Annotated in this window: 11 protein-coding genes and 1 pseudogene; 2 read left to right on the top strand and 10 right to left on the bottom strand. The window is 61.5% G+C overall.

The features are described 5' to 3' along the window. From VJS46_RS07395 to VJS46_RS07415, 5 genes and pseudogenes are all read right to left on the bottom strand, one after another. A pseudogene (locus VJS46_RS07395) lies at nt 1-423 on the bottom strand (hypothetical protein); the annotation flags it as partial. A 69-nt stretch (nt 424-492) separates the two neighbouring features. Beyond that, nucleotides 493-2235, bottom strand: coding sequence for a hypothetical protein (locus VJS46_RS07400; RefSeq protein ID WP_324059105.1), 1743 nt, complete (start codon nt 2233-2235; stop codon nt 493-495). 51 nt (nt 2236-2286) lie between these two features. Beyond that, complete coding sequence (locus tag VJS46_RS07405; protein ID WP_324059107.1) at nt 2287-3774, bottom strand: hypothetical protein; 1488 nt, start codon at nt 3772-3774, stop codon at nt 2287-2289. 247 nt (nt 3775-4021) lie between these two features. Then, on the bottom strand, nt 4022-5002 hold the full coding sequence (locus VJS46_RS07410) for a CsgG/HfaB family protein (RefSeq protein ID WP_324059108.1): 981 nt from the start codon (nt 5000-5002) through the stop codon (nt 4022-4024). Next, nucleotides 5002-5439, bottom strand: a complete 438-nt coding sequence (locus VJS46_RS07415; protein ID WP_324059109.1) for a curli assembly protein CsgF — start codon at nt 5437-5439, stop codon at nt 5002-5004. The genes VJS46_RS07410 and VJS46_RS07415 overlap by 1 nt, the downstream gene beginning before the upstream one ends. A gap of 351 nt (nt 5440-5790) precedes the next feature. Between VJS46_RS07415 and VJS46_RS07420 the strand changes: the two genes are divergently transcribed. After that, nucleotides 5791-6372 (top strand): helix-turn-helix transcriptional regulator, encoded by a 582-nt coding sequence (locus VJS46_RS07420; protein ID WP_324059110.1) that lies wholly within the window; start codon nt 5791-5793, stop codon nt 6370-6372. Between the two features lie 77 nt (nt 6373-6449). Next, nucleotides 6450-8180 (top strand): MFS transporter, encoded by a 1731-nt coding sequence (locus tag VJS46_RS07425; RefSeq protein WP_324059112.1) that lies wholly within the window; start codon nt 6450-6452, stop codon nt 8178-8180. On the opposite strand, the gene VJS46_RS07430 is transcribed toward VJS46_RS07425, so the two are convergent. From VJS46_RS07430 to VJS46_RS07450, 5 genes are all read right to left on the bottom strand, one after another. Then, nucleotides 8171-8707, bottom strand: a complete 537-nt coding sequence (locus tag VJS46_RS07430; RefSeq protein ID WP_324059114.1) for a histidine phosphatase family protein — start codon at nt 8705-8707, stop codon at nt 8171-8173. The genes VJS46_RS07425 and VJS46_RS07430 overlap by 10 nt on opposite strands. Further along, nucleotides 8704-9486, bottom strand: a complete 783-nt coding sequence (locus tag VJS46_RS07435) for an adenosylcobinamide-GDP ribazoletransferase (RefSeq protein WP_324059116.1) — start codon at nt 9484-9486, stop codon at nt 8704-8706. The genes VJS46_RS07430 and VJS46_RS07435 overlap by 4 nt, the downstream gene beginning before the upstream one ends. Then, nucleotides 9483-10481 (bottom strand): nicotinate-nucleotide--dimethylbenzimidazole phosphoribosyltransferase, encoded by a 999-nt coding sequence (cobT, locus tag VJS46_RS07440; protein WP_324059118.1) that lies wholly within the window; start codon nt 10479-10481, stop codon nt 9483-9485. Before cobT ends, VJS46_RS07435 begins: the two co-directional genes overlap by 4 nt. Next, a complete protein-coding gene (gene bluB, locus VJS46_RS07445; protein ID WP_324059120.1) occupies nt 10478-11125 on the bottom strand; it encodes a 5,6-dimethylbenzimidazole synthase in 648 nt (215 codons plus the stop codon). Before bluB ends, cobT begins: the two co-directional genes overlap by 4 nt. Further along, the coding region (locus VJS46_RS07450; protein ID WP_324059123.1) for a cobyric acid synthase at nt 11122-12388 on the bottom strand (1267 nt) is incomplete at its 5' end. The genes bluB and VJS46_RS07450, both read right to left, overlap by 4 nt.

Raw genomic sequence — 12388 nt, forward strand, 5'->3', positions numbered from 1 at the left:
GTTGACGCCGGCATTGGCGCTTTGGTTGATGTCAGCGAAATTGCTGCTGCCATGCTGGATGAGCGTCAGCGCATTGGCGCTTCCGCCGAGGGCGGCGAACTGCGTCAGCCGGGCTTCATTGCCATTTCCCGTGATTTGGCCGGAAAGGCTGTTCGCGCCATTGCCCTCCTGCCGGGCCGCGATAGCATTGTCATTGCCGGACACCCGGTAAGCAGCGCTCTGACCGGTGCCGATCTGGCTATGAACCAGTTGATTGCTATTGCCGATCTGCTCGATATCGATGCTGCTTGCGATTGCAGCCGACTGATCGACGAAAATATTCTGCCTGTGGCCAACGCTGTTGATCCTGGCGCTGGTCTGCGCCGTCGCGACAAGCGGAACGGCGAGAGCAAGCAGGGCGGTCGCAAACATCCTCTTCATCATGACGGGCCTTTCAAGCATGATGTGCGGCGGCGGGAATGGCCCCGACCATTCCCGCCGCCCAGGGGTAACTTACTGGTTTACCATAGCGATGTTGCCAGTGCCGGACTGTGTCACGGTTGAGCTGTTCCAGTCGGTTGACTGAGTGACGGTGGCGCTGTTGAGCGCGCCGGACTGGTCGACCAGGGACAAGTTGTGATCGCCATTCTGCGTCACGCTGGCGACGTTCGCTGAGCCGGACTGGAAGATTTCCGATCCGTTGAACGATCCGTTGACGGCGAGTTCGGCATGATTGTCCAAGCCGCCCTGTTCCACGTCGGAGCTGTTCCCATTGCCCGTCTGCGTGACATTGGCGTAATTGTTGGTGCCGATCTGCAGGATGCCGGACTCGTTGCTGTCCCCATATTGGCGGACGAAGGCCTGCTGATCGAGGCCGCCCTGGCTGACGCCGGAGCGGTTATCGTCGCCGATCTGGCTGACGTCGACCTGGCTGAACTGCGCGTCGAAGTCGAGCCCGCTTGCCTGACCTACATTGGAGAGGTTGCGATTGCCGGCCTGCAGGACGCCGACCGTGGCGGTGTAGCCGAGCTGGCCCACATTGGAGAGGTTGCGAACGCCTTCCTGATTGACGTTCACCGACGACAGGGCAGCGATTTCCAGGGTGTTCGACACGTTCTCGGTGCCATCCTGTTCGACATCTACAGATACGCCTGCTCCAGCTTGACCCACATTGGCGCTGTTGCGCGTCCCGTTCTGATGGACATCGGCTTCACCAAAGGCTGTTAGCTGCCCCACATTGGCGCTGTTCTCGTCGCCGGTCTGCTCGACCGTGACCGAAGAGCCGCCGGCGATTTCGACGACGTTCGACAAATTGTCCGTGCCGTTCTGATCGACCGTGACGATTGAGCCAGTGGAAGCCTGGCGCACGAAGGAGCTGTTGCCTTGGCCATTCTGCTTGACGTCAACCGTGCTGCCGCCAAAAGCTGTCTGATATATGTCGGAGCTGTTATCGCTGCCGGTCTGACGAACCTTGACGTCGCCGTCGCTGCCATCCTGCTTCACATAGGAGTCATTGCCGGCGCCTAGCTGATAGACGTCGGCGCTGTTGTCCTGACCGCTCTGATCGACCGACGAATAGCTGCCATTGCCGGCGGTGCCAGGCCCCGACTGCTGATAGACGGTGGCAAGGCTGTTCTTGCCGCTCTGTTCGATGTCGGAGGCGTTGTCCTCGCCATATTGGGTGGACGAGGCGATGGAGCCGTCGGCATCGGCGGTCTGGATGATCGATGAATAATCGCCTTCGCCATTCTGATCGATCGACGCGTTGGCGGCATCGGCATCCTGGCCGATGGTGGCTTCGTTTAGACGATTGGCCGCGCCCGGGACCGGACGATTGGCGTTGAGCTGAACGACAGTCGCGGTCGAGTTTGCACCCGACTGGTCGACATGAGCGGCATTGCCTTCGCCATCCTGGGTCACGCCGGCGGTAGAAGCGCCGCTCTGCGTGATGAAGGCCGCGTTCGTGGGATCATTGCTGGTGGGAGCGTCAACGCGGCTGTCCTGGTCCACATTGGCTTTGGCGCCATTGGCGGACTGGGTGATTTTGGACAGGTTGTCGGCGCCGGCCTGGATGACCGTCGCTTTGTTATTCGCGTTGCTTTGCGTGATGGTGGAATCAGAGCTGAAGGCCGCCGTCTGCGTAACGGTGGCGTTTTGCGTCGAACCCAACTGGGTGACGGTGCTGGTGCTGGTGTCGGCATGGGCGGCGGTGGCAAGAGCCATGGCCGAAACAGCGCCTAGAAGTATCTTTTTCATGGTTCTTACCCCAAGGAAGTCCGGGCCCTTTCGGGCCCGGACCGATGTTTTTTATTGCGTGACGATCGCCGAACCGCCGAAGCTGGCGGACTGATCGACAACCGATATGTTGCCGTCAGTGGACTGGGTCACAGAAGCATAGTTGCTTGCGCCGCCCTGCAGGATGGTCGAGCTGTTCAGATCACCCGTCTGCAGCGTGATGGCATTGTTGTTCGCGCCAAACTGATTGACGAACGCCGAGCTTCCGTTGCCGCTTTGATCGATGTCCGAGGTTTCATTGTAACCGGACTGATAGACCGTAGCGGAGTTGGACGCGCCGGACTGATCGATGTCCGACAGACCGCTCAGGTTGATCTGCTCGACATAAGCGATGTGCGAGGAACCAGCCTGCGATACCGACGAAGTGTTGCCCCAGCTGTTGTCGGTGCCGAACTGCGTGACGCCCTGCTTCACGGTGGCGCTGCTGCCGTTGCCGGTCTGGTCGATTGTCGAGTTCTGCGAGTCATCCTTCTGGGTCAGGCTGGCAAAGTTGCCGTTGCCGGACTGGTTGATCGTCGAATTGTTGTCGATGATCGCCGTCTGGGCATTCTGGTCGACAAATGCCTGGTTGCCGTTGCCGGACTGGTTAACGGTCGAATTATTGAGCGGCGGCTGCGACAGATTGTTGCCGTCATCAATTTGGAAAACCGAAGCATAGTTGCTGTTACCGCCCTGATTGATGGTCGACGTGCTGCCGTCCACCCCGGCCTGGGTGGTGTAGGCCTGGTTGTTGTTGCCGCCCTGCGTGGTGTAGGAGGTGTTGGCGAAACCGTCCTGGCTGACACCAGCGGTGTTGCCGTTCCCGAGCTGGTTCACATCAGCCAACTGATCCAGACCATTCTGGCTTACGGAGCTGCTGTTGTAGCGGCCCGTCTGCGAAACCGTAGCGACATGGCTGCCTGCACCACCCTGATAGACGGTGGAGCTGTTTTCGAAGGTGGTGTCACCCGAACCACCGACGCCCTGCGTTACCGAAGCGAGGTTACCGCTGCTCGCCTGGTCGATCGTGGACTTCTGGCCGTCATCCTTCTGGCTGACGGTGGCGCTGTTGAGGTTCCCAGACTGAAGCACGGTCGAGCTGTTCTGGGTAAAGGGCGGATAGTTGAACGGCGTTTCGGAATTTTGATTCACAGTCGCCGTATTGCTGTCGCCCGACTGCTGAATGTTGGAGGTCTGGATGGGCGACGTTCCAATGCCGTCATCGCTCTGCGTGACGGTGGCGACGTTCGTGGCGCCGCTCTGATTGATGGTCGATGCGCCACCGGCTGCAGCAGCAACCTGGTTGACCGTCGCTTGGTTACCCGTGTTGGTCTGCGTAACCGTGCTCGTCGAATTATCTGCATGCGCCGCAGTGGTCAGCGCGAAAGCCGACACTGCCGTCAAAAGGATCTTCTTCATCCCGTTCACTCCCTTGTTCTGGGCAAAATTGGCCCCCGATGCCGCCGGAGACGGCACCGCTTGTCCGGCCGGATAGGGTGTGGCTGCAGCGCCCGGCCTCAAGGCAGCCCGCGGAAGGGATGGGAGTGGTGAAGAAGCACTGCAAAACGGCGCAAATTGGCCCGGACCCGGACGCGGCGACTCATTGCCTGCGTCTCGCCTATGTGGCACAATCGCCGCGTGGGTGCTTCACCTACACTCCGGACTTGGTTCCGCGAACCTTGTCCACCTGGTCCGTCAGCGTCTTGACGCCAATCACTGCCGCTGACGGGCCAGCCCAATCTTCAAATCAGTTGATCTCTTTCTCCTGTCACATCGCCGCCGGGCTCACCGGCAGGCGGATTGCGGCCGCCCGGGGTGCTGCCGTCCGGCAGGCGCCGCTCACGCGGCTGCCGTCGGTCCGCACGGGCAGAGCGGCCTTGTCCGTCTTTATGGAATCGCGCTCGGCCACATAATTTTTGAGCAGATTTCCGCTATATTCATCGGTGGTGCCAAAGCACCAGAGGTCTTGCAGCGCGCCCTCCATGATGAGCGCATAGACCGCCTTTTCAACGGCTTGCTGCACGGCAAGCTGGTCCGGCTCATTATAGGTGACGCCGGTTTCCAGTTCGAGCAGATCCTTGAACCCCACATAGCGGAAGGCGTTGGCGCCAAGCGCCACTGAGGCAATCGACTTGCGGACATTGACCGAGGTCAAAACTTCGCCGGTCTTCACGCTGACCGCCCGCAGATAGAGCGTGACCGTGTCCTCGCGATATTGCCCATTGCCGCCAATACCCAAGAACCGGGCGCCCGCGCCGCCGGTCTTCACATTGGAGTCAAAGCCGATGATGCCGCCTTCAAGCAGCAGTCCTGCAAAGAGCAGGGGTGGCAGCGCTTGCGGATTGACCTGTTTTTCGCCGAGATAGGAGGCCCGCATCTCGCGGATGACGGCGCGCTCGCGCAGCACATTGTCGAGCCGTTCCCGCTCGATCACCTGGAAGAACTGGCGATTGCCCGCATCCTGCAGTGCCTTCACCAATATGGAGGTAGCCCCCTGGGTAACGGCGCGCGAGAGCGTCTGCACATTATCGGTGGGTTTGAACTGCCCCGTCTGGTCGGTAAAGCCGTAGACTGCGACCGCTACCCGCTTGCCGCTCCCCGGCAGTTCCAGCAATTTGTTCTGCGTGGGCGAGGGCTTTGCAAGCTGGGGCTGCTGCCATGTGCCGGGATTATAAGTCGCGCAGGCCGACAGGCCCGGCAAGGCTAGCAGCATGGGTGCGAGTTTCAGCAGATGCGAAGGAAACGGCATCAGCTAGCTCCCTGCAACAGCGGAACGATGATTTCGCTGACCGAGCCAGAGGCAAGATCGGAAATGGTGAGCGTCACGGAATCGGCTCCGCGCACGAAGCTGATTTCCTGGTCGCCGAATTTGATGAGGCCGCTGTCCTGCGCATTCTCACCGAAAATCACATCGGTGATCTGCGATGCGAGAGAGGAGAGCAGGCGGCTCTGCAGGGTGCGCAGGAACTGGGCGGCTGGATCCGAACTGTTGCTGGCAGTGGGATCCTTATATTTGTTGATCGCATTGGCGACGCCCAGCAGATGCGATGAATTGAATGGATTGCCGCCAAAGGACGGATTGGTTGGTGTATAGACCATGTCGGAGGCGCGGGCGGCTCCCGCACCCATAAGGATCGAAGTTGACGCGGCCATGGCCGCGACAGCCAGCCTTCTCGCTGAATTCATCTTATCCCCCCAAAGTGCCCAAGAGCACAGAATTGCGATTGCGACCCGCAATTCTCCATGAGACAGGAAACTCGGTCATCCCCTCCAAGTCACCTGCCACCAGGCAAAATCCCGTCTTCCGGCCGATTTTTGTTTCGGCGCTAAGTCATGGGTTAACAAATCGTTAAAACTGTTGTTGGGTGGCTAGTACGACCGTCATATATCGATTCGCATCACCAAAATTGGTGATGCAGAACCATTTGCATAGAATTAACGATATTAATGTGGGGGTAAGGGTACTGTTGAGACGGCACTGTCCGGATACGGGACAGTTGTTCTAGTGTCTTCAGTGCCCCTGAAGGGGGAATTACGGTGCTGAACTGTGCGGAGAAGCTGCGCGAGGCGGCCTTGGCTTGGCTCGACTCAGGAACGACTGCTCGTCTGATCGTCAACGAAGCTCTGGAAATCAGATGGGCGAACAAGGCAGCCCGGCGCACGCTTGAGAATCACGATTTCCTCGAAGGACGCGACGGCCTTCTCTGCCTGGCACGCGGCACCGGCATGGCGACGCTGCAGGCCCGAGCGTCCGAAGTCGAGGATAATGACGTCCTTGTTCATTCCTTTTCGGAAGACGGGCTTATGGGGCTGGTGATCGTCCTTCGCCTGTTGCCAGCAAGCTCATCCCGTGAGCGTTTATATGGCCTGGAACTGCGCTGGGCCAATGAGGCGGAATCGGCGCAGTATAAGGGTTATCGCAGCTATTTTGGCGTGACACAGGCTGAAGACCGGGTGCTTCAGCAATTGCTCAAGGGCCATAATGTGGAAAAATGCGCCGCCAATCTGGATATCGCGGTGGATACGGTACGCAGCCACATCCGGCAGCTTTACAGCAAGTTGAACGTCTCATCCCGTGAGGCGCTTTTCTATGCCATGGCACCTTTCCGTGTCCAATAGGCCTTGAGCCGGGGCTCGCCTTGGGCTGGATGGGGCGCTAAGGGATCGGCCTTCACGAAGCAGCCGGGTGGGCCTGAATGACATTCACAAGACGGTTCTTTCTTTGCTCGGCGCTTTTTGTCGCGGCTTGGGCGGGCCTTGCTTATCTCTTCCACTTCGTTTTCAGCCGCTATTATGCCCTGCCGGAAATCTTCATGGTGCAGCAGGACCGGTTCGTCCTGATCGCAACTGTGCCGTTCCTGCTGCTGATGACATTGTTCCGATTTGACGGAAAGGCGGCGAGGCTGTTGCCACCACCGGCGATGGTTCTGGGCGCCATCCTGCTTTTTGTGCTGATCGGGTGGGCCGGACATTATGCCGTTTTTGGCGGCTATTCGCTTTCGCGCGATGAGCAGATGGGGGAATTTGCGACCTTCTATCTTCGCGAAGGCAGGCTGGGCATGCCGATCCCGGCCGAGTGGCGGGACTATGTGCGGGGTATCAATCCCATCTTCATGAGCGTCTATGGCGGCGATATTGCCTGGATTTCCAACTATCTGCCGGTCCATGCGGCCTTTCGGGCGCTGCTGTCCCATGTCGCGGATCCGGCGCTCACCAGTCCGCTGTTCCTGGGGCTGGGCTATATCTGCCTCTGGCGGATCGCCTTGCGGCTGTTCCCGGACCGGCCCGATGCGGTGCTGGTAACGCTGCTTCTTGGTTTCTCCTCGACGCAGCTCCTGGTCATGTCGATGACTGCCTATGCCATGTCAGCCCATTTCGGCCTCAACATGCTCTGGCTTGCGCTGTTTTTGAGGGATGATTGGAAGGGGCATGCGGGCGCGGCGCTGGTGGCGTTGCTGGCCGTCGGCTTGCACCAGTTCCACTTTCACCCGATGTTTGCGGCACCCTTCATCCTGTGGCTGGCCGTGCGCCGCCGCTGGGGCGCGGTGGCGTTCTACCTTTTCGCTTATGCGCTGATCGCGATCATCTGGGGCAAGCTTTATCCGGCGCTGCTCGCTGATCTTTATAGCGGGACGAAGCCGCTTCAGGGCGGCAAGCGGATTGACCTGGGGTTCCGCATCTATCACCTCATCACCCATAGGCTGGGCAAGGACATGCTGCCGCTGCTCAACCTGTCCCGGTTCATGGCCTGGAACAACATCTTGCTGATGCCGCTGGCGCTGCTCGGTGCGATGCAGTTTCGCTGGCGGCGGCTCCTTTCAAGGGACGCAACGATCTTAATGCCGCTTGCCATTGGCTGCGCGATGGGGCTGCTGGTGCTCGTCTATCAGGCGCATGGCTGGGGCTACCGTTATCTCCATGGCCTTATCGGTTCATTCTGCCTGCTGGGTGGGTTCGGATGGGTGCGGCTATCAGGCGCAGGGGGGCGGCTTTCAATGAGGCCGGTCTGGCTGGCAGTGGGATTTGCACTGCTGTCGGGCGCGTTCCTGACGATGAAGGCGCATGATTTCGTGAAGCCCTATGCACGCGCCTATCAGCGGGCAAAGAGCGTAGATGCCGACATCGTGCTGATCGACACACGGGGCGGGGTGTTCATCCAGGACATCATTCGCGTGGACGATGGCAAGCTCAGCCGTCCGATCCTGATGGACCTAGATTTCGTACGGAAAGATACGCTCAAGCATTTGTGCGATAGCTATAAGGTGCGGCTCTACGATTGGAGCGATTTCCTGCCGCTCGGCGTGCCGCCTGCCAGGATGAGTCACCGGTTTTCGGCGGGACGAGAGAAGAAGCGGGCCTATCTTGAGAGCATTGGCTGCGCGCAGGAGCCGCTCGCCTATACGCGGTGGGGTTGGCGTCAAAACTGAAGCGTCACGATTTCGCCAGCCGCTGGAATGAACGCCGGCAGCCGGTCGAAAGAAACGCCTTCGAGCTGCGCCCGCGCACAGGCAATGGGGCCGCCATGCGTCACAATCGCGATGCGCGGCAGCGGCGGCAGGGAGAGCCATGCAGTCCTGATCCGCTCGAACAGTTCAGCCGTGGTCTCGCCGCCACCCGGCCGGAAGCTGTCGGGTTCGCTCAGCATCCTGTCCATGTCGCTGCCGGTGGCGCGGTAGATGGCTTGCCAGCTTTGACCCTCCCAACTGCCGAAATGCCGTTCTCGCCATTGGGGATCGGCCAGCAAGGGCGCGCCGATCTGTTCGGCGAGCGAGCGGGTTCGCTGCACATCGGAGTGTATCACGAGATCAGGCGACCAACGGGCGATCTCCAGCGCTAAAGCCTTCGCCATCCGTGCCCCTTCACGGCTGAAACCAGGGTCGCTTTGGCCGTAGCAGCGCTTTTGCCAGGCGAGCGCGACGGGCGGGTGGCGTACCAGCCAGACGGTCTGCTTCATCCGGCAGCGACGGCGAGGAGAAGAATGAGTTGCCCTGCATAGGCGGCAAAGCCGAGGCAGTCGCCGGTGGCGCCGCCCAGGCGGGGCATCAGCATGCGGTGCAGCCAGAGGAGAAAGATGGCCGCGCCCGCAAAGGCGCCGGCCAATGCCAGGGGTGTCTTGAGGGCAAGCGGGAGAAGCGCGGGCACGGAAAGCAGCGCCGCCAGCGCCAGCACTGGCCAATGCGTCGAACTCCGTACCTGTCCTGCAAGGCCCTCAACCTCCTGCGGCGGAGGGATCAGCGTCATGGTAGCGACGGCGACGAGGCGGCCAAAGCAGGCGGACGCCACAATCGCCCAGACGAGCAAGGAGGATGGCAGCGAGACCAGCAGCGAGGCCCGCAGGCCAATCGCCAGAATGAGGCCGACCGCTCCATAGCTGCCGACGCGGCTGTCCTTCAGGATTCGGAGCGTGGACCTGCGGTCGTATCCGCCGCCCAGTGCATCGCAGAAATCGGCAACAGCATCCTCGTGAAAGGCGCCCGTCAAGCGAGCTTCGATGGCCAGCGCAATCAGAACCGCCACGGCGAGCGGCCAGAGCGCATCGGCCCCAACCAGCACTGCGGCGGTAATGCAGCCAATGAGCGTTCCTACCAAGGGAAACCAGATGGGCGAACGCTTGAGGCCATGGGCGACCTCAGCGCCAGGCACGGCATCCAAGACCTTGACCTGAATGCGCGTCAGGAACTGCAGCGCGAGCAGCGGGGGGACCCACCAGCGTGAGCGGAGCGGCTCCGTCACGGAGCAACGTCCGACAGCAGTGCGACATCCCGGAGCAGCGCCGCCGCTGAATCGAGCATGGGCAGCGCCAGCAGCGCTCCGGTTCCTTCGCCCAGCCGCAAATCCCACTCAAGCAAGGGAGGAAGCCCAAGCGCCGTGAGTGCTGCGCGATGGCCGGGCTCGGCGGAAAGATGGGCAGCGATCATCTTGCTCTTGCTGCCGGGAAAAAGGCGTTCGGCGACAAGCGCGGCGGCGGTTGCGACATAGCCGTCGAGCAGGATGGTTGAGCCTTGTCGCGCCGCCTGCACGAAAAAGCCGGCCATTGCAGCAATCTCAAATCCGCAAAGGGCGGCGATGCCGGTCTGGAGCGGGAGGGCGCGGGCCCTTTCAACGGCGCGTTCGACAAGAGCGCTCTTGCGCGAAAGCGTGACATCGTCCGCTCCAGCCCCGCGCCCGGTGGCGGCCGACGCATCAATGCCTGCGAGCAGCATGGTGAGACAGGCAGCGGGCGTTGTGTTTCCGATGCCCATCTCACCCGCGAGCAGAACCGCAAAGCCCTCCGCATGGGCAAGCGACGCCTCTTCCTTGCCGACCGACCAGGCCGCTTCGAACTGCTCGACCGTCATCGCGGCTTCCCGCGACAGATCGGCCGTGCCCGGAGCGATGCGGGCATCCCGAAAGAAATAGGGCGGGTCTTTTGCGACCGTTAGGCAGCCTACATCAACCAGCCGCAGGTCCGCCTCCTGCGCGCGCGCCAGTGCCGAGCTGGAGGATCGCCTCGCGCAGATGAGGCCGATCATGGCGCCCGTGACGGCGGACGGCCAGGCAGTGACGCCACTTGCAGCCACGCCATGATCGCCAGCGAAAAGCACAATCCGGCGCGGGCGAGTGACGGGCGACAGGCTCTGCTGGATCACGGCCAGGCGAGCGGCAAGGCTTTCAAGCCGGCCTAGGCTCCCCCTGGGCTTGGCGAGAGCGTCAAGGCGGGCCTGGGCGGTTTCAAGAGTGATGATCATCGCGTGAACCGTGTATTTTGAGGATTGATCCGCGCCTGCCAGCCAAGCCTCTCCAGTTCCGGCTCACCCTCTTCGCTGGAGGGGTAGCCGACGCACATATAACCAATGAATTTCCAGGACGAAGGGACTTTGAGGAGCCGCACGATCTCCTGAGGATCGAGGATCGACACCCAGCCAAGGCCGATGCCCCGGGCGCGGGCCGCAAGCCAGAAGGTGTAGACGGCAGTGACGGTGGAATAATGGAGCGTCTCCGGCATTGTACGGCGGCCAAGGCCATGTCCTTCGGCGGTGGCGCTATCGCTGAAAACGGCGATGTGTTCGGGCGCCTCGTCCAGGCCGTGGACTTTGAGCGCCGCATAGGCTGTGCGGCGCCTGCCGTCATACTCCTCCCGGGCGCGTGCGTTTTCCGATTCAACATGCGCTGTGACCGCCTGCCGGATGTGGGGCGAGACAATGCGAACGAAGCGCCATGGCTGCGAATTGCCGACCGAAGGCGCAAGGCAGGCACGATCGAGCAGGCTGTTCAGCAGGTCCTGATCGATGGGCCGCGGATCGAAATGCCGCACATCCCGCCGCCAGTGCAGCAGATCGTCGAAACTGTCGAGGAACTGCTGGCCGAAGCGGGGAGGAGGCGTCTGGGTCATTCTGCATCCTGCGCCATGATGAGGATTTTTTCCATGTCGAGAGCGGCTTCGAGACTGGATGCGAGTTCGTCAAGCGCCGCGTCGACGGCATGGCGCTGATCGATGCCGTTTGAGCGCACACCAAGGCGGGTCAGCCAGGCCGCACGCTGCCCAGGCGCGTTGAAGAGGCCATGAACATAGCAGCCCGCGATGCGGCCATCGGCACTGATCGCGCCATCGGTGCGGCCGTCCGCCATACGCAATAGCGGCTCAGCCTGACCCTCTGTGCGTCCAGCATGAATCTCATAGCCGGTAAAGGCCGCGCCATCGCGCAGGCTGGTCCCGTTGACGCGCAGCAGCGCTTTTTCCGGGCCAAGCCGGGTACGGACGGGGAGATAGCCGAGACCTTGTTCCGTGCCTGCGCTGCCCTCCACCCCCACGGGATCGGCGATGGTGTCGCCCAGCATCTGATAGCCGCCGCAAATGCCAAGCAAATGGCCTCCACGCCGGACATGTGCTGCAATGTCCACGTCCCAACCCTGGGCGCGCAGGAAGCCAAGGTCGGCGATGGTCGCCTTCGTGCCGGGAATTATGATGAGGCTGGCAGTAGCGGGTATGGGCTTTCCGGGCGGCACCATGACAAGGCGGATGGATGGCTCCTGTGCGAGCGGGTCGAAATCGTCGAAATTGGCGATGCGGGAGAGCATGGGGACAGCAATCTCGATCGCGCCCGCTTCATCGGGAACAACCCGGTCGAGAGCCACGGCATCCTCGGCCGGAAGCTTTGCGACGGCAGGAAGCCAGGGGATGACGCCTAGTCCCTGCCAGCCGGTGAGACGCTGAATTGCGGCATAGCCTTCATCGAAAAGCCGGAGGTCGCCCCTGAACTTGTTGATCAGAAACCCACGGATGAGCGCGGCGTCTTCCGGGTCGATCACCGCCTTGGTGCCCACAAGCGAGGCGATGACGCCGCCCCGGTCGATGTCGCCGATCAGGACCACGGGAAGACCGGCCGTGCGGGCGAACCCCATATTGGCGATGTCCCCCTGCCGCAGATTGATCTCGGCGGGGCTGCCCGCGCCTTCGACCAACACGATGTCGGCGGCGGCCCTGAGGCGTTGGTAGGAGGCAAGCACTGCGTCCAGCAGTTCGCCCTTGCGGCTGCGATAATAGTCCGCACCTAGCGTGCCCCGCGCCCGGCCATGGACTACGACTTGCGCGGCCCGGTCCGACTGGGGCTTTAGGAGCACCGGGTTCATGTCAGTGTGCGGTTCGGCGCGGCAG

The sequence above is a fragment of the Rhizorhapis sp. genome (genome assembly GCF_035276005.1).
Classification (GTDB): domain Bacteria; phylum Pseudomonadota; class Alphaproteobacteria; order Sphingomonadales; family Sphingomonadaceae; genus Rhizorhapis.

Bases quoted from the DNA above. Each gene is read 5' to 3' on its own strand.
- VJS46_RS07400 (WP_324059105.1), bottom strand. From the start codon at position 2,235: ATGAAAAAGATACTTCTAGGCGCTGTTTCGGCCATGGCTCTTGCCACC.
- VJS46_RS07410 (WP_324059108.1), bottom strand. From the start codon at position 5,002: ATGCCGTTTCCTTCGCATCTGCTGAAACTCGCACCCATGCTGCTAGCC.
- VJS46_RS07415 (WP_324059109.1), bottom strand. From the start codon at position 5,439: ATGAATTCAGCGAGAAGGCTGGCTGTCGCGGCCATGGCCGCGTCAACT.
- VJS46_RS07425 (WP_324059112.1), top strand. From the start codon at position 6,450: ATGACATTCACAAGACGGTTCTTTCTTTGCTCGGCGCTTTTTGTCGCG.
- VJS46_RS07430 (WP_324059114.1), bottom strand. From the start codon at position 8,707: ATGAAGCAGACCGTCTGGCTGGTACGCCACCCGCCCGTCGCGCTCGCC.
- cobT (WP_324059118.1), bottom strand. From the start codon at position 10,481: ATGATCATCACTCTTGAAACCGCCCAGGCCCGCCTTGACGCTCTCGCC.
- bluB (WP_324059120.1), bottom strand. From the start codon at position 11,125: ATGACCCAGACGCCTCCTCCCCGCTTCGGCCAGCAGTTCCTCGACAGT.